General features: G+C 29.4%; 17 protein-coding genes and 1 pseudogene. 3 read left to right on the forward strand and 15 right to left on the reverse strand.

Features of this window, described 5'->3' with window-relative positions:
• Nucleotides 1-23 precede the first annotated feature (23 nt).
• The 4 genes from DIC82_16985 to DIC82_17000 form a co-directional block, all read right to left on the reverse strand.
• Nucleotides 24-1,727 (reverse strand): hydroxylamine reductase, encoded by a 1,704-nt coding sequence (locus DIC82_16985; GenBank protein AWK52582.1) that lies wholly within the window; start codon nt 1,725-1,727, stop codon nt 24-26.
• A gap of 297 nt (nt 1,728-2,024) precedes the next feature.
• A complete protein-coding gene (locus tag DIC82_16990; protein ID AWK52583.1) occupies nt 2,025-3,629 on the reverse strand; it encodes a ferredoxin--nitrite reductase in 1,605 nt (534 codons plus the stop codon).
• A gap of 376 nt (nt 3,630-4,005) precedes the next feature.
• Nucleotides 4,006-5,472, reverse strand: coding sequence for an NADP-dependent glyceraldehyde-3-phosphate dehydrogenase (locus DIC82_16995; protein AWK52584.1), 1,467 nt, complete (start codon nt 5,470-5,472; stop codon nt 4,006-4,008).
• A 56-nt stretch (nt 5,473-5,528) separates the two neighbouring features.
• On the reverse strand, nt 5,529-6,302 hold the full coding sequence (locus DIC82_17000; GenBank protein ID AWK52585.1) for an oxidoreductase: 774 nt from the start codon (nt 6,300-6,302) through the stop codon (nt 5,529-5,531).
• Between the two features lie 239 nt (nt 6,303-6,541).
• On the opposite strand from DIC82_17000, the gene DIC82_17005 reads away from it, so the two are divergent.
• Entirely contained in the window at nt 6,542-7,774 is a 1,233-nt protein-coding gene (locus DIC82_17005) for an FprA family A-type flavoprotein (protein ID AWK52586.1), read from the forward strand.
• A gap of 337 nt (nt 7,775-8,111) precedes the next feature.
• Here DIC82_17005 and DIC82_17010 read toward each other — a convergent pair whose 3' ends face one another.
• The 9 genes and pseudogenes from DIC82_17010 to DIC82_17050 all read right to left on the reverse strand — a co-directional run bounded on the left by DIC82_17010 (nt 8,112) and on the right by DIC82_17050 (nt 16,668).
• On the reverse strand, nt 8,112-8,273 hold the full coding sequence (locus DIC82_17010) for a rubredoxin (GenBank protein AWK52587.1): 162 nt from the start codon (nt 8,271-8,273) through the stop codon (nt 8,112-8,114).
• A gap of 76 nt (nt 8,274-8,349) precedes the next feature.
• A pseudogene (locus tag DIC82_17015) lies at nt 8,350-8,787 on the reverse strand (MBL fold hydrolase).
• Between the two features lie 25 nt (nt 8,788-8,812).
• Nucleotides 8,813-10,033, reverse strand: coding sequence for an NAD(P)/FAD-dependent oxidoreductase (locus DIC82_17020; protein AWK52588.1), 1,221 nt, complete (start codon nt 10,031-10,033; stop codon nt 8,813-8,815).
• Between the two features lie 273 nt (nt 10,034-10,306).
• Nucleotides 10,307-10,945, reverse strand: a complete 639-nt coding sequence (locus DIC82_17025) for an MBL fold metallo-hydrolase (GenBank protein AWK52589.1) — start codon at nt 10,943-10,945, stop codon at nt 10,307-10,309.
• A gap of 50 nt (nt 10,946-10,995) precedes the next feature.
• Complete coding sequence (locus DIC82_17030; protein ID AWK52590.1) at nt 10,996-11,178, reverse strand: disulfide oxidoreductase; 183 nt, start codon at nt 11,176-11,178, stop codon at nt 10,996-10,998.
• Between the two features lie 139 nt (nt 11,179-11,317).
• Nucleotides 11,318-12,073 carry a DUF438 domain-containing protein gene (locus tag DIC82_17035; protein AWK52591.1) on the reverse strand — a complete coding sequence of 252 codons (756 nt, stop codon included), beginning with the start codon at nt 12,071-12,073 and terminating at the stop codon, nt 11,318-11,320.
• A gap of 315 nt (nt 12,074-12,388) precedes the next feature.
• The gene (locus DIC82_17040; protein ID AWK52592.1) at nt 12,389-13,333 is read right to left on the reverse strand and encodes a chemotaxis protein; all 945 of its coding nucleotides are present in this window, start codon (nt 13,331-13,333) and stop codon (nt 12,389-12,391) included.
• A gap of 581 nt (nt 13,334-13,914) precedes the next feature.
• Nucleotides 13,915-15,609 (reverse strand): DDE transposase, encoded by a 1,695-nt coding sequence (locus DIC82_17045; GenBank protein ID AWK52593.1) that lies wholly within the window; start codon nt 15,607-15,609, stop codon nt 13,915-13,917.
• A gap of 141 nt (nt 15,610-15,750) precedes the next feature.
• Nucleotides 15,751-16,668 (reverse strand): phosphate ABC transporter substrate-binding protein, encoded by a 918-nt coding sequence (locus DIC82_17050; protein AWK52594.1) that lies wholly within the window; start codon nt 16,666-16,668, stop codon nt 15,751-15,753.
• A gap of 547 nt (nt 16,669-17,215) precedes the next feature.
• Between DIC82_17050 and DIC82_17055 the strand changes: the two genes are divergently transcribed.
• Nucleotides 17,216-18,556 carry an MATE family efflux transporter gene (locus DIC82_17055; protein ID AWK52595.1) on the forward strand — a complete coding sequence of 447 codons (1,341 nt, stop codon included), beginning with the start codon at nt 17,216-17,218 and terminating at the stop codon, nt 18,554-18,556.
• Nucleotides 18,557-19,066: 510 nt separating this feature from the next.
• On the opposite strand, the gene DIC82_17060 is transcribed toward DIC82_17055, so the two are convergent.
• Nucleotides 19,067-20,434, reverse strand: coding sequence for an MATE family efflux transporter (locus DIC82_17060; protein ID AWK52596.1), 1,368 nt, complete (start codon nt 20,432-20,434; stop codon nt 19,067-19,069).
• Nucleotides 20,435-20,820: 386 nt separating this feature from the next.
• Here DIC82_17060 and DIC82_17065 point away from each other — a divergent pair, with 386 nt between their 5' ends.
• On the forward strand, nt 20,821-21,471 hold the full coding sequence (locus tag DIC82_17065; protein AWK52597.1) for a hypothetical protein: 651 nt from the start codon (nt 20,821-20,823) through the stop codon (nt 21,469-21,471).
• 261 nt (nt 21,472-21,732) lie between these two features.
• Here the strand turns inward: DIC82_17065 and DIC82_17070 are convergent, their stop codons facing one another.
• Nucleotides 21,733-22,275, reverse strand: a complete 543-nt coding sequence (locus DIC82_17070; GenBank protein ID AWK52598.1) for a reverse rubrerythrin — start codon at nt 22,273-22,275, stop codon at nt 21,733-21,735.
• Nucleotides 22,276-22,390: the final 115 nt, after the last annotated feature.

Below are 22,390 nucleotides of genomic sequence, written 5' to 3' on the forward strand. Positions count from 1 at the left end.
ATTTTTTAAACTTATACTATCTATTAAGCTTCCATAAACATCTTCATGTCATCTTCTACATTAGTGATTCCACCAATTCCAAAGTTATCTATTAATACTTTAGCAACATTTGGTGAAAGGAATGCTGGAAGTGTTGGTCCTAAGTGAATGTTTTTAACACCTAAGTGTAATAATGATAATAATACTATTACAGCTTTTTGTTCATACCAAGCTATGTTGTATGATATAGGTAGGTCATTTACACTCTTTAATCCAAATACTTCTTGAAGTTTTAGTGCTATAACAACTAATGAATATGAATCATTACATTGACCTGCATCTAATACTCTTGGAATTCCACCAATGTCACCTAAGTTTAATTTGTTATATTTATATTTAGCACAACCTGCTGTTAATATAACTGTATCTTTAGGTAATTTTTCTGCAAAATCAGTATAGTAATTTCTTGATTTAGCTCTACCGTCACAACCAGCCATTACAAAGAATCTCTTTATAGCTCCAGTTTTAACAGCATCTACAACTTTATCAGCAAGTGCTAAAACTTGGTTATGAGCGAATCCACCAACTATTTGTCCTTTTTCTATTTCAGTAGGTGCTTTACATTTTTTAGCCATTTCTATAAGCTTAGAAAAATCTTTTGTTCCATCAGCCTTAGCTTCTATATGTGCACATCCTGGCATTCCTGTCGCACCAGTTGTAAATAATCTATTTTTGTAAGAATCCTTTGGAATAACTATACAGTTAGTAGTCATAAGAATTACTCCATTAAACTTTTCGAATTCTTCTTTTTGTTTCCACCATGCATTACCGTAGTTTCCTGCAAAGTGACTGTATTTCTTGAATTTTGGATAATATTGTCCAGCAAGCATTTCACCATGAGTATAAACATCTACTCCAGTTCCTTCTGTTTGCGCAAGTAACATTTCTAAATCTCTTAAATCATGTCCTGAAATCAATATTCCTGGGTTAGTTCTAACTCCAATATCTACAGTTGTGATTTCTGGATGTCCATAGCTTTCAGTATTAGCTTTATCAAGTAATGCCATACCATCTACACCAAATTTTCCTGCTTCTAGTGCAAGTCCTACATAGTCATCAACAGTTAAAGTATCATCAATTGTAGCTGCTAATGCCTTTGCCATAAATGCGTGAACTTCTTCATTATTGTATTTTAAGTTCATAGCATGTTTCATGTATGCAGATAAACCTTTTAATCCATAAGTTATAAGTTCTCTTAAACTTCTTATATCTTCATTTTCAGTTGCAAGTACTCCAACTTTTTCAGCCTTTGCCTCAAAGTCTATTGTATTATCAGCAGTCCAAGTAGCAGCCTCTGGCATTATCATTTCTGTAGTTTTCATTCCAAATATTTTTTTGAAGAAACCACCAGTTACTTTTACTTCTCCAACAGTTCCACCAGCCTTAACAACTTTAGCTTTTAAAATTTCTCTAAGCTTTAAAGTTTCTCTTACTCTATCTAAAATAGAATCTCTATCAAAATTTGCATTTGTAATTGTTGTAAATAAGTTTTCTGTTACGAATTTATCAACTTTAGCATCTATAACATTAACTTTTCTTCCTTCATTACTTACTATAGCTAGTCCTTTAGTTACATATATTAATAAATCTTGAGCCTTTGCTACATATTCATCTTTACCGCAAACTCCCACTTTAGTACATCCAGTACAACCTGCTGTTTCTTGACATTGATAACAAAACATCGACATATTATGTCCTCCTATTTTTTAATTTTTATATAAAAATTAATAATTTCTTTTTATTATTTCTTAACTTGAACAATTTAAAGCTTACTATATTCCTTCTATAACTTCTGTAACATACGTTACTAATTTAAAATTAACATTTTACTTTCTTTATTTCTATTAAAAAAAAAATGAAAGAGATACTTAATTCATGGCATTCTCAATCAAATATCCCTTTCATGATGTATAAGTTAAAGCTTAATTTCACAATTACACGAAAATTTTAATCATTCTATTTTCAAACTCCTATAATAATGAATTTTAGTATAAGATGTTAATTGTGTTTTTCTTAATCTCACTAATTCCCACCCTATTAACAAATTCATTAAAATCCTCATTTTCTTCTTTATTAGCCTTGAAGAAAAGTATTATTGTTTCAAGAATCTCATGAACATCAGTAGCCTTCACCCGATAATTAATATTTTCAGCAAATCTTGCATTAGAATTTAATGTACCACCTAGCCACAAGGTGAACGCCTCTTCACTACCATTTTCAGTTTTTATAAATGCTCCTTGAAGACTAATATCAGCTATTTGCTTTTGTCCACAAGAGTTAGGACATCCTGTAAAGTGAATACGAATAGGAGTATCTAATTTAATTCTAGAATCAAGATATTGCACAACTTTTTTAGCTCTTTCTTTTGTTTCAACAATAGCTAAATTACAATATTCTTTACCTGTGCATGAAATAGTATGTCCAAGAAATAAATTTGGATTTAGGGATAAACGCTTAAAAATATCCTTTTCTAATAAAAATGTTACATCTTCATCACTTATCCCTGTAATAATTAAATTCTGAGAAAGTGTAGTTCTAATTTTACCATCTCCATATTTATCTGAAATATCTGCAATCTCCAAAAGTTCATCACAAGTAATTTCACCTAGTGGCAAATTAATCCCCATATAACTTTTACCTTTCTGCTTTTGAGAATGAACACCAAAGTAGTAAGAAGCATTCCATGAAGATAATTTATCTTCCCCACTATTTTGCATTTGCCCAATGAGTTCTAATAGTTTTTCTTGGAATTTCTCTGTTCCCCAATCTGCTATTAAGAATTTTAAACGAGCACGAGTACGTTTTTCTCTGTATCCATAATCTCTAAAAATAGTACATACACCCTTAGTAACTTTAATTACATCTTCTGGTTTTACAAAAATATTAAGCTTCTGAGCTAAATGAGGACTGGCAGAAAGACCTCCACCTACCCACACATGAAAACCAATTACTTCTTTACCATCAATATTTTTTACTGCTGGAGTAAAAGCAACGTCATTAATTTGAGCATGTGCTGCATTATGTATGTTAGAAGATATTGATATTTTAAATTTTCTTGGTAAATTAGAAAAGTCTTTGTTTAATAAAAAGAAACTATTGACTTCTTCTATAATTCCAGTTGTATCCATAAGCTCATGTTTATCAATTCCTGCAAGTGGATTTCCTACTATTGTTCTAGGACAGTCACCACAAGCTTCAAAAGAACTAAGACCACAAGCTTTAAGCATTTCAAATATACGAGGCAAATTTTCTATTTTAATCCAATGAAATTGTACAGCACCTCTTGTAGTAACATTTGCAATTCCACGACCATAATCCTTGGCAATTATTGCTAAAGTTCTTGTTTGCTCTGAACTCATTATTCCAGAGTTTATACGTACTCTTATCATAAAGTGACCATCTCTAGGCTTTTGTTCATAAACTCCAGCCCACTTAAATCTATTCATATCCTCAGGAGTTATAGAATCATAACCGTCCTTTGAATATTTCTCTATAATTGTTTCAATTACATCTAAACCATCTTTTTCAAGTTTTATAACTTCTACTTCATTTATTTTTTGATTTTTAGACCAAATTGCTTCATAAGACATTAAATTTCCTCCTTAGTAATCTGCAATCACGACAATACATATAACTTTTTCATAGTCCCCCTAAAAATTTTTGTTATTGTAAAGTTTATTACACTACATTTTTAATTCATCTTTTATTTAACTTCAACATTATTATAACTTTAATAATTTTTATAAAACGTGATTAAAGTCACAAACACCATCTAAAATTTATTTTTTTATTATTTTATTTTAAAAGTATTAATTCTTAACTATAAAAAGTAGTGTAAGAAATAAAGTTCACTATTACTCAATAATGTAATAATGAACTTTCATTTTATATATAATCTTTTAAACCTTCTTCATCTAAAATAATACTAATCTCTATTTCTTAAATATTTTCATTTTTTTATTTCTTTCACTTATGCATTGATAAATTTATTACAGTTACCTTAGGCCTAGACATAGATTCAATTGAATATCTTACTCCCTGAGTTCCCATACCAGAAGCCTTTACCCCAAGGAATGGAAAATTATCTGGACCTCTCTCTGTCTTATTATTTACTTGAACTGTTCCTACGTCTAACTTATCAGCCACATAAAAAGCATTATTTATGTTTTCTGTAAATACAGCACTTTGAAGTCCATATTCTGATTTATTAGCTATTTCTATTGCTTCATCTTTATCTTTTACTCGTATTATTGGAATTACTGGCCCAAATGGTTCCTCCCATGCAAGTCTCATATCTGTTGTAACATTATCAAAAAGAGTTGGGTAAATTAAATTTCCTTCTCTATTTCCACCCACAATTAAGTCAGCACCTTTGTTTTTTGCATCTTCTATTAATTCAATAACGAAATCTGCAGCTTTAGAACTAATTAGTGGTACAATATCCACATCTTTTACTATAGGATTTCCTATAGTAAGCTTTTCTATCTTTTCTTTGATTTTTTCTAGTAATTTATCTGCCACTTTATTTACTACTAAGATTCGTTTTACAGCTGTACATCTTTGGCCTGAATATGAATATCCACCTGCAACAATGTTGCTTGCAGCTAGTTCTAAATTAGCATCTTCTAAAACTATAGCAGCATCCTTGCCGCCTAGCTCCATTAAAAGAGGTACCATACTAGTCATCTTAGAAATTCTAGCCCCTATTTCCGTACTGCCTGTAAAATTGATGAAATTTATTCCTTTATGAGTAGTAATATAATCTCCAATTTCACTGCCTTTACCTGTAACTGTATTTAATACTCCAGCTGGAACTCCTGCTTTTTCAAATACTCTCGCTAAGTACAATCCACATAGACTTCCTTGAGTTGCAGATTTTAAGATAACTGAGTTTCCTGCCATTAATCCTGGTGCTATTTTAGAAACTGATAAATTTATTGGGTAATTAAAAGGAGATATGGCAAGTACAACTCCTAGAGGTTCCCTTTTTACAACTGATAATTTATTATTCTTAAAACCAGGGAAACTGTCCCCTGGAATACTTTCACCAGATAAATTCTTCGCTGTATCAGCTGTAAACTTTATAAAATCTGCACTTCTAGAAACCTCTGATCTACAGCTTTTTCTATCTTTAGCAATTTCCATCATCATAAGCTCTGATAATTCATCTATATTTTTTAGTAAAATATCTGCTGCCTTATATAATATTTCTGCTCTTTCACTTATTGTTGTATTTTTCCACTTCCTTTGAGCTTCTTTAGCAGTTTGCACTGCAATATCTACCTCTTCCCTTTCCATAGCTGGAACTCTGCCTAATAATGAATTATCTAATGGTGATTTTATCTCTACAAAGTTTCCACATGTACTGTTAACCCATTCTCCATTTACTAAATTTTTAAAAGTATTATTTTCATCCATTATATTATCAAACATAATATATTTCCTCCTTAGTTATTTATACTTATAGTTGCTTGACCAAGTTTCCGAATTTACTCTTTTGTTATATCTACTCCTGTTTCAAACATTTCAAAGTTTATATATTCCTTTTCAATTCCCATTGATATTAAATTATGATAGATAGTTTTCATAAATGGTATTGGCCCGCAAAAATAAAATTCTCCATCCTTAGGTAAGTTCTCTATCATCCATTCCTTTGATATTCTACCTTTTATATTAAAATATTTTTCTGATTCCTCAGTTTTTGTAGGACGTGTATAGAATACTGTACTTTTGAATTTATTATTATTATGTAATTTTGCTGTTTCTTCTTTAAAACTATGATGTGTTGAATTAGGTATACTGTAAATAAAATGTATTTTTCTGCTACTATTTACTGCATCATAAGCCATTGTAAGCATTGGTGTTATTCCAATTCCTCCTCCTATTAAAACTAGTGGCTTTTCACTATCCTTTAATATGAAATTTCCAAGGGGTGCAGTTATTTGAAGATTATCTCCTGCCTTTATTTCATCACATAGTTTTTTACTTAAGTAACCATGTTCTTCTCTTTTTACACTTATTCTATAAAATTCTTCATTAGAATTCATGGACAACGTATATTGTTTAGGCTTAGTGAAAGTATTATCTTCATTTTTAATTCTGACAGTTATAAATTGTCCTGCTATGAATTCAGGAAGTTTACTTCCATCTAATGATTTTAAATATAATGATGTAACTACATCATCTTCTTTAACTATTTTAAATACCAGAAAGTCTTTAAATCCCCTCCATTTGTTATTTGAAGTTACCTTGGTATCTATCATTAAAATCCCTCTCTTTTCTTTAGTTTTTTATTCTAAGTTTGTTTTTGAATTTGTCTTATTTAATTCATGAGCTTATTATATCTTTGTGAAAATAAATACAATATGATTTCAATCAAATTTTTAAATTTATAACATTTGATTTAAATCATATTTTTATAAATTAAATGGCTATAGAATAAAGTCATAGAAAAACAAAAAGCAGAATACAAAAATAAATTGAAATATTGGAGGAACAGATTATGGAAAAAAATATTATGCTAAGTAAAAATATATTTTGGATTGGTAAAGTTGATGACAGAGATGTACCTTTTCATAGATTGACTTTAACTCAAGGAACTACTTATAATAGTTATTTATTAATGACTGAAAAACCTACAGTAATTGATACTGTTGATATGAGTTTTGGAAAAGAATTTGTAGATAATTTAAAAAATATAATTGAACTTGATAAAATTAAATATATTGTAATTAATCATACTGAACCTGATCATTCTGGTTCACTTAGAAGTTTAGCTTCTAAAGCTACAAATGCTGTAATTGTATGTACAAAACTGGCTGTAAATGAACTTAAAGAAATGTATAAACTTCACGATAGGGAATTTCTCGTTGTAGGGGATGGTGATACTCTAGACATAGGTGGCAAGACTCTTAAATTCATAGAAACTCCATATCTTCATACTGAAGAAACTATGATAACTTATTGTGAAGAAGATAAAATTTTATTTCCTTGCGATATTTTTAGTACCCATGTAGCTAACTATGAATATTTTAATGATATGGCAAAAGAAGATATCAAAGATGACTATATTGGCTATTACAAATTAATAATGCACCCTCATAGAAGATATGTTCAAAACATGATTGAAAAAATCAAAGATTTAGACATAAAAATGATAGCACCATCTCATGGATTTATTATTAGAGATAATGTTCAAAGCTTCATAGATATTTATGCTAATATGAGTAAGAATACAGATTTGGATAAAAAAGCACTTATTCTATACTCTACTATGACAGGAAGCACAAAAAAGATTGCGACTATTCTTAAGGAAAAATTTGAAGATCAAAATATAGTTTCAGAAGTTATGGATGTAAATAAAAGTCCTAGAGAAGATATAATGAAAGCTATTAATGAAGCAAACGTAATTTTATTTGGCAGCTCCACTAGATATGGAGATATGATTGGGAATATGGAGGATATTCTAAAAAATCTTAAATCTTTAAATTTAGAATCTAAATTCGGCGTAGCCTTTGGGTCATACGGCTGGAGTGGAGAGGCTATAGAAGTGATACAAGACTATTTAAGTGAAACTAATCTAAAAGTATTAAACACATCTGATGTAATTAAGTCTACTGGTATGATTGATTTAGAATTTCCAATAAGGATTAGATTTTCACCTAAAGAAAGCAACTTAAATAATATTGAACGTTCAGCCCTTTATACTTCTGATTTATTACTTAGTACAATTTAAAAATACTGAAAGGTATTAAGTCATAATCAAAAAAATAACAAGTCCCTCTGCCTTCTTGCCTGATAAAAAATATTCTTGGCAGCTTTGGACTTGTTATTTTCTTTCATGTGCCTAATTAATCATATATAAATATCACCTCAAGCACCTATGAGATTAAGTATAAGACTATAACTCTGATTAAGGTGCTCTTCAGGTAATAATTAATATGTTATGATTAAAACACAATCTCTAAATCCACTTACTCTACTTCCTTTGAATACATTGGGGATGGATTTGGAGCAAGTATTACAAAACATGACATATCCTTTTAAAACTAATTTTTGTAATATAATTTTTATTATTCTACTTTTTCAAAATCTGATTTTGGCACTCCACATAAAGGGCATACCCAATCATCAGTAATATCTTCAAATTTTGTTCCCGGATTAACACCATTATCAATATCACCTACTGCTGGATCATAAATATAGCCACATACTGTACAAACATAACTGTCCATAATAAACCTCCTCAATATTTTTCTAATTTTGCATTCATACTATTATTTCCAATCTCGTTAACCTTAATACATCTTATATCATCATAGGATCTTTTCTCCATATTATACCGTGACTTGGTGCTATCATATCTACAAGCACTCCAAGCTTCTTAATTTCATCTATTTTCTTTGTTACAAATTTACTAAAGGGAGTAAGAATATTTGCATAATATTTAAGTGCCTCCTGATAAACTTCTGCTTCATCTACCTCATCATTGAAAATACTTGAGGAAGCATAGTGCTGTCCAAAGGCATCATTTGAAAATAATATATTTTCTCCACTAAGGTATGTAAACATACTATCAGGCCAATGAAGCATAGTTGCTTCGATAAATACAAGGTCATTTTTACCTATATTTATTCTGTCACCTGTAGATACAACCTTAAAATTCCATTCTTTATGATAATGTCTTGTCACAGTTTCTAATCCTTTTTTTGAAACTATAATTGTTGCATTTGGAATGTACTCCATTATAAGCAAAAAGTAACTAAGTGAATAGTTACTTTTTTTCATTCCTAATTGTTTCAATAAATTCATCTACTGAATAATGAGCTTCCTTTACAAAATTAACTTCTATCTTATTCTCTATAAGACTCTTAATACTCATGAATTTTTTAGAATCACCTAATACAATAGCTCCTACTATATGATTATTTCGAATAAATAACTTATAGTACCTATGACTATCGTTTTGCATTTCAATAAGTAAATCCGTATCTGGACACTCTTCAATATCTCCCATTGAAAATATAGATATACCAAAAGCATCTAATGACGTAACTGGTGTCGGCAGCTCGAAAATTAAACCTTGATTACATATATTTGCTCCGGCAATTTTCCCTTGTTGCATTGCTATACCCCATAAGCCATAAACTTTGCCGTTAAATTCCGATACATCTCCTGCTGCAAATATATTATTTATATTAGTTTCCATTCGTTCATTCACCACTATTCCGTTACTTACGTTTAGATCAATATCATGTGCAATCTGAATATTTGGCGTAATTCCTGTAGAGTAAATAACCATATCACAAGATCCTTGTACTCCAGATTCTGTGATAAATCCTCCGACCTTTCCTTTTCCTAATATTTCTTGAACCTGAGTATCAATCATAACCTCTACACCTTGAGCTTCAATTGATTGCCTTAATCTATTTGATGCAAATTCATCAAGTTGTCGAGGCATTAAACGAGATGCAAATTCTACAATAATTACTTTTTTCCCACCTTTGGACAGTGCATTAGCAGTTTCTAAATTCTGAACTCCTCCACCAATGAGCACAATTGTTTTGATATTTTTTAAATAATCCAAAATCTTGAATGCTCCATCTAATGTTCTTAGCGTAAATACTCCAACTTTATCTATGCCTTTAACGGGAGGTATAAAATTACTTGCACCATTTGCTAAGAGTAACTTAGAATAAGAGATGCGCGTTCCATCCGTAAGAGTTATTTCTTTCTTCTTTGGATCTAGGCCAACTACCTTCTTATCTAAACAAAGTTTAACGTTATTCTCTGTATACCATTGCTTTTTTTGAACTAAAAGCTTTTCTTCCTCCAAATTACCTAAAAGGCCTTTGGAAATTTTAATTCGGTAGTATGGATAAAACTTTTCCTCACCGAATATAGTAATCTTACTTTGTGGATTTATTTCATGTATTTTTTTAACAGCTGAAATAGCAGCAATACCACTACCAACAATAACAATTTCTTCTTCCAAGGAAAACACCTCTTTTATTTATAAAAATATAGATATATATCTCTATTTAATTCCTTTTATTATACACACTGTATAACTATATTATACTTTAAATCCATTTCATCATATGTGGTTAGAATAAATAAAGATATCTAAAATATATATTTATTTTTCATAACATTACATTCTTTTAGTAAAAACTTTCTTTAGATAATCATATCAAAGAATTCTTCTTAGATGCTTGCTATAGAAAAAGTAAAAGGATGCCTCAAATTACTTTTGAGGCATCCTCTCCTATTGTAGTTTAATGCAGGGTCCATGACCAGTTGCTACAAAACGTGGATTTAATTGCAACAAAGTCTGCTGCAATTTTTCCCGTCTATCAGCATCTGGTACTTGTTCTGATCGAATGTTATTTACTTCTGTGTACCAGTTAAATTCTTTTACAGTACCTATTTCTTCGCCATGACGAAGCATCAAATCACTACTAAAGAATATTCCACGTCTATTTTCCATAGCCAATAATCCATCCCAGAGATGCATTTCTGAAGGGTAACTAAAAAACTCTAGTTCATAATCATCAGTGCTTAGCTTTTCCCCAGCTTTTTTGATAATGACTTCGCTTTTAACTCCGAAACCATTTAACTGACGTGCTGTTACTTCAGAACAAATTACCTTAGCCTTAGGGAATTGTTCTAATATTATGGGCAAACCACCACATTCATCTGCTTCAAAATGAGAAATAAAAATATACTTTAAATCTTTATTATTAAGTGCTACTTTCAACTGAGGTAGCAGAACTTCTGCTTGATTAACATTACCAGTATGAACTAATAGTGGTTCATACGCTAATAACAGATATTGATGAAATGAAAGATTAATCTGTGGAATGTGTGTGCTAAATTGATGTAAATCTTGATTAATAATTGACATATATAGTCCTCCTTAATAATTTAAGTAAAGTCCATATACATTTACTCAAATTATTTATTTAATGCTTCCAATAATTCTTCTAAATTTAGTCCATGAACCTTTGCCGCATCTTCAATTGTTTCTGCTTGAGAAGATGGACATCCAACACATCCCATTCCAAAACTCATTAAAATTTGTGGTGCATCTTCCTTTATTCGTATTACTTCTCCTATTGTTAAATCTTTAGTTATCATATTTACTCTTCTCCTCTACTTTAATATATTTAGTTTTCTTTACTTTATAAGTTTAGTATATTACAAAATCTACTTTTAATCTGTAACTCATGTTACATTTTATTTTTATTTATATTTATTGTGCCTTATTCTTTAAAAGTTATACTTTAGGTGTAAATCCACAATAACCAATTTCATCACACCTTCTCTTCATATCCGACCATATTTCCTTTCCTTTTATAGATTCTATGGCTGTCGGATATAAAATATAATTTTCTTTGAATATGTGATCTCTTAAGTTAAATATAATATATTTTGCTGTTTTATCAACATTCTCTTTAAACTCATTAAATTCTAATTTAGAAACTTCTTCTGCTGTCTTTTTTAAAAACTTCTTTTTTGCTCTTAAATCATCATGTTCCATTCTCATAATTCTAGTTGGACCAGTTATTTCTCTATCTTCCATCTCAGCAAATAATACTTGTTCTTCTCTTTGGTGGTGATTTTCTGCATCTAATATATTATCTGTAACAGTTATTAATGCTTTAAACTCCTCTAAACTACTATCATAGCTTACTAGTTTTTGAATTTTAGAATTAATTTCTTCGAGCTCTGTCAAAAATCCAAGAATTTTATCATGCTCTACAATAAGTGTATCTAGTACATGACCTGGTTCAATTTTTGTTTTAATTTTATCAAGTTCACCCTTTAGAACTTCCATGTGAATATCACAAAGATGCCTTAAATCTTGAGGATTCATTCCCTTTTCTATTAAATTTTGCTCTGCAATTGAAAGCTCAATTGGACTTATATTTGAAACAATATCTAAAGCTTCTTTTCTTAAATCTTCTGTTACCCCGTCATTATTTAATTTTTGTAATACTTTAGTTAATTTTTCTATCTTCTTCTTATCCATTTTTATTTCCTCCTTAATATAAAACTAATTTTCGAATTCCGTCTTTCTATGTCTTAATTCTACTTAACTTTGATTTATAAAAATGTGATTTAAATCAAAATTCAAAAAAATAAATATTTAAAACAAATAAAACTGCTTTATATATATTTTTAGAGGAATAAAAACATAATATAGAAAAAACTACTGCGTTAATGGTCACAGTAGTTTTTATTTTATTATGAATACTATTAAAGATACTAAAAAGGAAAAAAGTATTTTCTTATATTATGACATGTTCTTAGTGGATCTATTGGCGTAACCATAATTAACCTTTCACTATAAGGTGTTGACTGTATTTTTTATTTCTTCTAATTTTCTATCTACAACACTTGCTTCTTCTATGTGACTTATTATAGTTTTTGACGTAATTTTTAAGATATCATCAACATCTATTATTTCATTACTCATGTTCTCAATGTGATGTTTTTGTTCAGATAACAACCCCATTACGCCCTTTACTTCCTGACCTACTTTAGCTACAGACGATAAACTTTCTTCTACTTTTTCTGCAGCATTACCAGAAGCCCTAACTCCTCTAGCAATGACCTCATTAGATTTATCTGAATTATTTAGAACTATCTTCGTATCATTCTCTATACTCCCAATTAAACTCGAAATATCCTTGGTACTTTGTTTAGTCATTTCTGCTAATTTTTTTATCTCCCCTGACACTACTGCAAAGCCCTTCCCCTGTTCTCCTGCTCTAGCCGCTTCAATTGCTGCGTTTAAAGCCAAGAGATTTGTTTGACTTGCAATATTAGTTATTAGTTGAACGACTTCGTTAACTTTACTAAATTTTCTTGCCAATTCATGTATATTTTCAGTATTATTCATGTTCTCTTTTTCTAAAGACTTTATTATTTCCACCATTTCTTCAATGGCATCCTTACCTTCATAAGATTTCTTAACTGTATCTTCTGTAATATCTATAAGGTTAGTTCCTTCTGAATATAATCTATCAGTTAAGTCATTCGTATTTTTTGTTAAATTAGAAATTTCATTCATATGTACCTTTACTTTGTCAGAAAGCTGTCCTAAAACATCATGCTGATTATCTACAATGTGGTGCTGTTTTACAGTTTCAGCTAACAGCTTGCTCATGTCTTGAATAATACCCTTACTATCTTTATAACTTTGAGCCACCTTCGGCACTGTTTCTTCTCCATTTTGAATAAAATTATTTTCTACCTCTTTTGATTTTCCATTTCTAAATATATTCATTTATTCTCCTCCTCGTATAATTCTTATCTCTACATTAAAATATTTCTGGAATTTTCTTAAAACTTATATTTTATCCGATAGCTAGCTATGAAATTCCTCTTCCTAACGTCAGAGTAGTAAGCGATTCACACTAAATCGATTTTTAATGAGTTAACTAAGTTCAAGAAACTAAATCATAGATTTGGACTTTCACTTATCTGCTTAACTAGGAGATAACGGCTGCACACTCCTGAACATTGTGACCCTTGTGGTTATAAGTCCAACTAAATTCAGGTGGAGTATAAAACTCCACCTGAAAAGTTTCACTTTATATTACTTCAATATTTAATTAATCACCCTTACTCTATATTAATGACATAATTAACATTATACAAGCTAATTATGGTAATAACTATATTTTAAATGATTATACTTAGGTAGAATGTGATTTGCATCACATTTTATCATCTTACATAATCTTTTTGATGATTATCCAAAAATGGAATTGTAAAAGGCAATAAACATTTTTTATTTAATAATATTTATTGCCCATTTTTTATATATTAAGATGATTAAACCACAAAAACTATAAAGTATCGTGATTAGTTTGACAGCTTTGCTTCAAATTCTAAAAAATATAATTTAAAACAGTTAATTATTACAGCAACTATACATGCAATTATATTGAGAAAACACTCTATGCCACTTTCAAGAAACTGTTTTAACAGTTTCTTGAAGTTATAGGCTGCGATTTTAAATCCAACCCATAATTTTGAGCGCAATAATCCCCGGATAGGCATGGTATCAATTTTATATCTTCTCCTCAAAACAGAAGGAATACCTTCTATACCAGCCCTTTTATTTGCAAGCTTTATATACTCACTCTCGTGCATTTTTTCTCTTTGAGTAGCTGTATTATAAGCTTTTTCGCTAACTCTTATGGTATTAAATTTCTTTGATATTTTCTTTGGACATTGTGAATTTAAAGGACATTTTTCACATGTACTGGAGTCAAATTTGGCTGTATAAGATTTTGAACTATAATAAGACTCTACAGGTTCGACTCCGTTAGGACAACAACTTATTACATTTTTTTCGTCATCTACAATGAATTTTGAATAACTCAGTTTATCAGTAGATACTTTTCTGCCAACTAGTTGACTTGGAATCATTTCAATTCCTTGTTTTAAAGCATTTTTGGCTTTTTCTTGTTCATAGTAAGCACCATCAACTAGTAGTTTACAGTTTGAATTTTTATTTTGTGAAGCTAAATTAGCAATAACATCATCAGCAAATTTTGAATCGCTGTGAATATTTTGCTTAAGGTCATAGCCTGTTATAACACTGTTTTTATCATTAAATGATTCTTGTATATTAACAACATAACCAACGTTACCACCATATTTTTTTCTGTAGGTTGCATCTTTGTCAGTTGGATTTTGTAAACTAGTTGAAGTTATATCTTTTGAATCTTTAATAACTAAATTTTTTGCAGCATCTTCTGTAGTTTGGTCCTGAATAACTCTATTTAAAAGTTGAAACTCTTCTGTTGAAGTAACTATATCTCCAGCTTTCAGAGCGATATTGTATAGAATTTTAGAATGTTCGATTAAAATTGAAAGTTTTGAATCAGCCTTTAAATCTTGAGTTCTATATATAGTGTCATTTTTATGCCCCTTTTCAAGGTACGGTTTTAGTTCATCACTTATAATAGGTGGATTTATTATATTTAGAGCTTTAATAAGTCTGCTATTTATAGAATATACTAGCTCAATTCTACTTAATTTTTTGCATGATGAACTAACCATTAACGAATCCACTCTAACTTTTTTATTATCAACAGATAAATACTTAGCAATGCTTTCGGATAAAGCTTCAACTTCAGCTTTTATTAAGTCTTCATTAGTTGACGCTTCATATTCAACAAGTCTGTTTCTAAAATTTGTTAGAGTATTTATAGATACTGGTTGTGTTTCATAATTAGTTGTATTTAAAGCATATTGATATCTTACATCGAAATGAATAGAGCCGATAAGCTCTTCATCAGTCTGCTGAAATATTTCTTTTATAATTAGTAAGCCAAGAATAACATTAATAGGTGAATTAGGCCTTGAGGCTTTATTGCTATATAAAACCGAAAAACGCTCCTCATTTATTCGCGGAAAAATATGATCCTTAAATGCCTTAGCCCAACTTTTATTTAAAATATCTTGAAGGTATTTTGGCATTTGGTTGATTGGTTCAAATAATGAAGTTTGTTGAAGGTCATTTTTGCAAAACATAGTAATTCTCCTCATACGTTTAATTTTATAATGCTATTATATCATTAAATTCTAATTGGATGATATTTGTCAGCTTTTTGTGGTCTAATCATTAAGATATAATTTGAGAAGAATATATTTATAAGTTTATTGAAATCAAATTTCAAAATAATAGATTTATTTTACTTTCATTTCAGTGCCTGAAATAAATCCTAAAGTTTCTACACTATCTTTATTATCACTACTTGTTACAAATTCTATAAAGCTCTTAGCTATTCCTGTTGCTTCTCCTTTAGTGTACATATGACCCCATGACCAGAATTTATAAGATCCATCAGTTATATTTGCTTTATCAGAAGCTACTCCATCAAGTTTTACTACGTTTAAAACATCTTGAGCTTCCTTTGAATTCATATATGCAAGACCTAAGTAACTAATTGCACCATCATTTTCCTTCATGGCACTTAGTACTGCACCATTTGAATCTTGAGTTACTCCTAAAGAATCATTTTCTAAAGACTTATCTCCACCAAGTACTGTCTTTTCAAAAGTTGCTCTTGTACCTGAACCTGCTGTTCTATGGATTAGTAAAATTTCTTTATCTTTTCCTCCAACATCTTTCCAGTTAGTAACTTTTCCAGAAAATATGTCTTTAATTTGAGCTGAAGTCAAATTATCTATTCCGAGTGATTTACTTACTACAATACCAAATCCTTGTGCTACAACTTTATGATCAACTAATTCTTTTGCCTTTGCCGCATCTAATTTTTCTTCTGCAAATACATCTGAATTTCCAATATCCACTGTTCCATCTAATACTTGAGTAAGACCTGTACCAGATCCACCAGCTTGAGCTCCAATCTCTGCATTAGGATTTTTTTCATTAAATTTTTCAACTGTTTTTTCCATTAATGGTAGCAATGCCGATGATCCACTAACTGTTATTGATCCGCTTAATTCAGTTGGTGCTGATTTACTATCACTTGTTCCTGATTTACTATCATTTGTTGATGTACTTCCGCATCCTACCATTACGCTTCCTACCATTGCTACGACTAAAGCACTTACTATTAATTTTAATGTTCTTTTTTTCATTAATATTTACCTCCACTAATAAATTATATACTATGTTGTTGTTATCTCTTTCTGATTACATGTTCTATAATATACCTTTTTAGTTAATGTCTAATTAAAGGCATGTTAAGTTATATTAGATTTACGTTAAGAAAATTTAATAAACAATCAGTTATCATTATGGTTGTATGGGTTTTAGGTGAATATAAAAGATTTGAAAGTGACCAAAGAGAATAAACTTAATCAAACTTTAATTATAAATTTAATATTTTTTTATACACAAATAGGTAATTGTAAACATATTCACCTCTTTAAAGCGTTGATATAACACGTCTTATAGTAAAGTTGCAATAAATTTAAAGCTGTATTATTCTTATATGCGGAACATTTACGAGGCTAAACATTATGAAAACTAATCTTTATGCTTTAGAAAAATATGAATAAAGATTTTAGAGTAGTAAATTATATTTATATACTTAGACTATGTAATCATATTAATAACCACATAGTCTAAGGTTGCGGTATTAGTAATTTTTGAATATGAGAAATGAGAAAGAGGTAATAAAATATGAATCAATCGAATGAATTAGAAACAGAAAGTGTAAGAAAACTTCTGTTAAAGTTTTCTATACCAGCTGTTATAGGTATGCTTGTTAATGCTTTATACAGTATTGTAGATAGAATATTTGTAGGGAGGGGTGTTGGATCGCTGGCACTTTCAGGTGTGGCAATAACATTCCCTATCACCAACATAATTATGGGTGTTGGAATGCTTGTTGGTACTGGAGCCGCGGCAGTAGTTTCCATAAAATTAGGACAAAAGAATGAAAAAGAAGCCGAAAAAATTATAGGTAACGCTTTTATGCTTACAATTATACTTTCAATAATTGTAACTATTTTAGGACTTGCATTTTTAGATCCTATCCTGAATTTATTTGGTGCAAGTGCGGAAACTATGCCTTATGCAAAGCAATTTGCTAGCATAGTTCTTGTAGGTACTGTACTTCAAAATGTGGGATTTGGTTTAAATCCTATTATCCGTTCAGAAGGTGATCCAAAGACTGCTATGATAACTATGCTTATAGGTGCTATACTTAACTTGATTATGAATCCTATATTGATATTTGGATTTAACCTAGGTGTAAGAGGATCAGCATTTGCAACTATTATTTCACAGGCTGTTTGCTCAGTATGGATATTTATGTATTTTACAAAAGGCAAAAGTCTTTTAAAATTAAAAAAAATCAATATCAAATTAGAAAAAAATGTTGTTAGAGAAATAGTGGCCATAGGTATATCCCCTTTTGCTATGCAGGTTGCAGCTAGCTTTGTTACAATTATTATTAATAAAAGCCTAGAAAAATATGGAGGAGACCTTGCTATAGCAGCTTATTCACTTATAATGAGTATTGCCATTTTAATAGTAATGCCAATGCTAGGAGTAAATCAAGGAGCACAACCAATAATCGGATATAATTATGGTGCGAAAAACATTAGTAGAGTTAAAAAAGCATTAAAATATTCAATTATTGTTAATACATGTATAGCTTCAGTTGGATTTATAGTAGTTCAGTTATTCCCACTTCAAATAATTAAAATTTTTAATGCAACGGACACTAAGCTTATAGAGATAGGCTCAAATGGGCTTTCAATTTTCCTTTTCATGTTTATGTTTGTTGGAGCTCAGACATCTTGTGTTAATTACTTTCAATCTGTAGGAAAAGCAAAAAAATCTATGCTTTTAAGTTTATTAAGACAGGTTATATTGCTTATACCACTTACACTTATACTTCCGCACTTTTTTAATTTGAATGGTGTATGGATAGCAGGACCAGCTTCAGATTTTGTTTCATCAATTATAACATTTATTGTTATATGGATTGAAATAAAAACTCTAAAAATTCTATAGGTGACATTCACCAATAATTTAGTAGGGTATAATATCCTGCTTATCTCTAAAAAGATTAATACTATCTTTCCTTGACTTTTCTTGTAAAACCATAATCAATAATAACTGGTCTTCCAAAAATAAACTAAAAAAAACAATTCATTGTATTTATAAATTTACTGAATAAAAACTAAATTTACATATATGAAAAAAAATCCCATACATATCCTCCCCAAATCTACAAACAATATAATTACTAATAAAAAATAACTATTTTAAATAGAAAGGAGATTACTTATGAATAGAAATAAAAAAACTAAAAATGTTAAACAGAATAAAAATATTGAATATATTGAATTGACTAATAGTGTTGATACTCATGAATCTATAGATAATAGAGAAAATATTAATAATAATAGTACCAAAAAAGGGAATGATTCATTTAGCTAAAAAAATAGGAATCTTTTTATAGATTCCTATTACACAAAAAGTTTCCTCAATGTATATACTTTATTTAACAATATTTTTTATTTAGACTAAATTTCTAAGCCATATTTTCTTTTTATAACGCCTAAATCCTAATATAAACTTATATACCTCTTCAAATCCCACCATTGCATATACATAATATATAGGAAACCCTAGCATCATTCCACCTAAATAAGCAAACGGTATTCCAACACACCATACTCCTGTAATATCTAGCATCAATGCTGCTTTAGTATCTCCTCCACTTCTAAGAATACCCACAATATTAACCCAATTAAATGCTTTAAACGGTAAGTAAAGTGAAAAAACAAGTAGACATTTCCGTATATCTGCACCTACAATATCTGTTACGTTGAATAACATAATTAATGGATTTTTAATAACAAAACATATTATAGACATAATTAAAGCAAAAATAAACTGTAAAATAATAAAATATTTTGCGTGAATTTCAGCATCTTTTAATTTACTTGCTCCAAGTTCATTTCCTAAAATAACTGCTGTTGCAGCACTAATCCCTTGGAATACTACAGTAATTATTTGTTCAACCGTTTGAGTTATTGTAATCGCAGCAACAGGTCCCTCACCCATTCTTCCATATACTAATGAATACATTGTGACACCTAACCCCCACATAAATTCATTAATAATAACTGGGGTTACAGTTAAGAAATATAGTTTTATAAATTGTTTATTAAAAGATAAAAGTTCCTTAATTTTTGCCGCTGCTGGACCTTTTTCAAAATACACTAACGATAAAATGCATGTACATTCAACTGCTCTAACAATTAAAATTGCAATGGCTTCACCTTGAACACCAAGAGCTGGCATTCCTAAATGACCAAATATTAAGATATAATTTAATCCTATTTTTATAAAAATACAAATTAATGTTATTAAAACAGGCGCTTTTACCTGATTGACACCTCTTAGAAGACCTATGTAAACATTGGTAATTGCTGTTAGTGGATAACTAATTGCAGCAATAGCCAAGTATGATGCTCCTATTTTTATTGTATTTTCACTCGGTGTGAAAATACTCATGACTATTTCAGGACATATTAAACTTGGAATTACGAAAATAATTGATCCTATTAATCCAATAATTAGGGATATACCTAAAACTTTTCTTATACTTTTTATATCATTTTTTCCCCAATATTGAGCTGTTAATATAGATGAACCACTTACAATCCCAAATAATAATAGCGTAAAAACGAAGAAAACTTTATTTGCAAGTCCAACTGCTGCAATAGAACTTTGTCCAAGACTTCCAATCATTACAGTGTCTACAAGATTCAAGCTAGTATTTAATAAAGCTTGTAGTGCTATCGGAATAGTAATCGCTATAGTTTTTCGTATAAATTTTTTATCTTTTGCAATATTCTTTAAATTTTTTGTAATCATCATAGTATTTTTAACCCCATTTGTGTTACACTTTCTTTTATATTAATTTCTATTCTACTTAGTTTATTCCATTGTGTCTAGTAATTTAAAAATCTAATTACTGTGTATCATTTTTATTATTTAGATTTAATTATCTTTATATTTCACTAACTTGTACAAAAAAATGCTCCTTCTCTACTTATATTACTATTTTTAACCATATTATTCTATATCTTTTATCGCTTAAATTTGGTATAATAATAAAAGGAATGTTTAAATCAACAGTGTATAAGTCATAATAACAATAGTATCTTGTAAATTGCATTATTTTATGTTATTTTTCAAATAAGAACTATTATAAGTTTTATATATTAATTGAAACATCAAAATCATGAAAGAGGTGCTTAACCATAAATACAAATTATAAAACTCAAGAAAATAAATATACAACAAAAGATAATCTTACTGAAATCACTGTTTTAAAAAAGGATGGGACTGAGCTTATTTGCAAAATAGATACATTTGATGCAGAAAGAGTTCAAAAGGCAGGAATTTGGTTTGCTGAATGGCATAAAGATTTTAATAGTTATCTAGTTCAAACTTTAATCACAAATAAAGTTGACGGAAAAACAACATCTACTAAACAAACTATTCAATCAGTAATTTTAGATGTTAATGCTAAAGCTCCAATAAAGCATTTAAATGGAAATACTTTAGATAACAGAAAAGAAAACTTAGAATTATATAATAGAAACTTAAGAAATGATTGTACAAAAATCGACCATGAAACTATGGGAATACTTTTAAGAGATAAATTTGGTAACTCTAAAGAAACCGCTTTGATTTCTATAGAAGATGTAGATAACGTAATAAAAGATGAATATAATTGGGTTGTTTATAAAAAGGGTTCTGAAATTATGGTTGTAGCCAATACACCAGAAGGTAGAATCCGTTTAGATGAGTTAATCATGGAGCCTGACGAAACAATGAAGGTACATCATATAAATTTAAATCCTTTAGATAACAGAAGAAAAAATTTAGAAAATCAAACTATTTTATAAATCACGATTTAATACATCTCAAGATACTTAACTTTCAGTAATAATTAAGATTATGAGAACACATACACCTTTTTAATGTATGTGTTCTCTTTTTTGTTGTTTTTTGAATGTTCATAATTAAAACAATTTCTTTTCCTTCTCTAAATACAGGAATATATTCTTCTCCATAAAAAAAGCTTATAACATAGACCTCAACCTAAAAAAATAGCAGATACCCTTCAAATTCTTGGTATCTGCTCTTTTCATATTCATTAAAGCATCTTATGCAAAATATCTGTCTAATAATCCTTTAAAAGCTTTTCCGTGTCTAGCTTCATCTTTACACATTTCATGTACTGTATCATGTATAGCATCTAAGTTTAATTTCTTAGCAAGTGTTGCTAAATCTTTCTTACCTTGACATGCACCATGTTCTGCATCAACTCTAACTTGTAAGTTTGCTTTTGTATCTGCTGCTACTACTTCTCCTAATAATTCAGCAAATTTTGAAGCATGTTCTGCTTCTTCAAATGCTATTCTCTTATAAGCTTCTGCAACTTCTGGGTAACCTTCTCTATCAGCTTGTCTAGACATTGCTAAATACATCCCAACTTCTGTACATTCTCCAGTAAAGTTTGCTCTTAATCCTTCAATTATTTCTGGATCAACACCTTTAGCTACTCCAATTACATGTTCATCAGCAAAATTCAAGTCTCCACTTTGTTCAATAAACTTGTCCGATCCTACTCCACACACTGGACATTTTTCTGGAGCTGTTTCTCCTTCATAAATATAACCACACACTGTACAAACGAATTTTTTCATAATTTATTCCTCCTAAAATTTTAATTTAATTTGTTTACTTTATTAATTATTTCTTTTTATTTAATTTATTAATTTGTTTCTTACTACATTTGTTATTATATAATAATTATTATTA

The organism is Clostridium beijerinckii, assembly GCA_003129525.1.
GTDB classification, from domain to species: Bacteria; Bacillota; Clostridia; order Clostridiales; family Clostridiaceae; genus Clostridium; species Clostridium beijerinckii_D.

What these genes read in the sequence shown, in the direction of transcription:
- DIC82_16985 (AWK52582.1), bottom strand. Translation starts at nt 1,727, where the DNA reads ATGTCGATGTTTTGTTATCAATGTCAAGAAACAGCAGGTTGTACTGGA.
- DIC82_16990 (AWK52583.1), bottom strand. Translation starts at nt 3,629, where the DNA reads ATGTCTTATGAAGCAATTTGGTCTAAAAATCAAAAAATAAATGAAGTA.
- DIC82_16995 (AWK52584.1), bottom strand. Translation starts at nt 5,472, where the DNA reads ATGTTTGATAATATAATGGATGAAAATAATACTTTTAAAAATTTAGTA.
- DIC82_17000 (AWK52585.1), bottom strand. Translation starts at nt 6,302, where the DNA reads ATGATAGATACCAAGGTAACTTCAAATAACAAATGGAGGGGATTTAAA.
- DIC82_17005 (AWK52586.1), top strand. Translation starts at nt 6,542, where the DNA reads ATGGAAAAAAATATTATGCTAAGTAAAAATATATTTTGGATTGGTAAA.
- DIC82_17010 (AWK52587.1), bottom strand. Translation starts at nt 8,273, where the DNA reads ATGGACAGTTATGTTTGTACAGTATGTGGCTATATTTATGATCCAGCA.
- DIC82_17025 (AWK52589.1), bottom strand. Translation starts at nt 10,945, where the DNA reads ATGTCAATTATTAATCAAGATTTACATCAATTTAGCACACACATTCCA.
- DIC82_17030 (AWK52590.1), bottom strand. Translation starts at nt 11,178, where the DNA reads ATGATAACTAAAGATTTAACAATAGGAGAAGTAATACGAATAAAGGAA.
- DIC82_17035 (AWK52591.1), bottom strand. Translation starts at nt 12,073, where the DNA reads ATGGATAAGAAGAAGATAGAAAAATTAACTAAAGTATTACAAAAATTA.
- DIC82_17040 (AWK52592.1), bottom strand. Translation starts at nt 13,333, where the DNA reads ATGAATATATTTAGAAATGGAAAATCAAAAGAGGTAGAAAATAATTTT.
- DIC82_17045 (AWK52593.1), bottom strand. Translation starts at nt 15,609, where the DNA reads ATGAGGAGAATTACTATGTTTTGCAAAAATGACCTTCAACAAACTTCA.
- DIC82_17050 (AWK52594.1), bottom strand. Translation starts at nt 16,668, where the DNA reads ATGAAAAAAAGAACATTAAAATTAATAGTAAGTGCTTTAGTCGTAGCA.
- DIC82_17055 (AWK52595.1), top strand. Translation starts at nt 17,216, where the DNA reads ATGAATCAATCGAATGAATTAGAAACAGAAAGTGTAAGAAAACTTCTG.
- DIC82_17060 (AWK52596.1), bottom strand. Translation starts at nt 20,434, where the DNA reads ATGATGATTACAAAAAATTTAAAGAATATTGCAAAAGATAAAAAATTT.
- DIC82_17070 (AWK52598.1), bottom strand. Translation starts at nt 22,275, where the DNA reads ATGAAAAAATTCGTTTGTACAGTGTGTGGTTATATTTATGAAGGAGAA.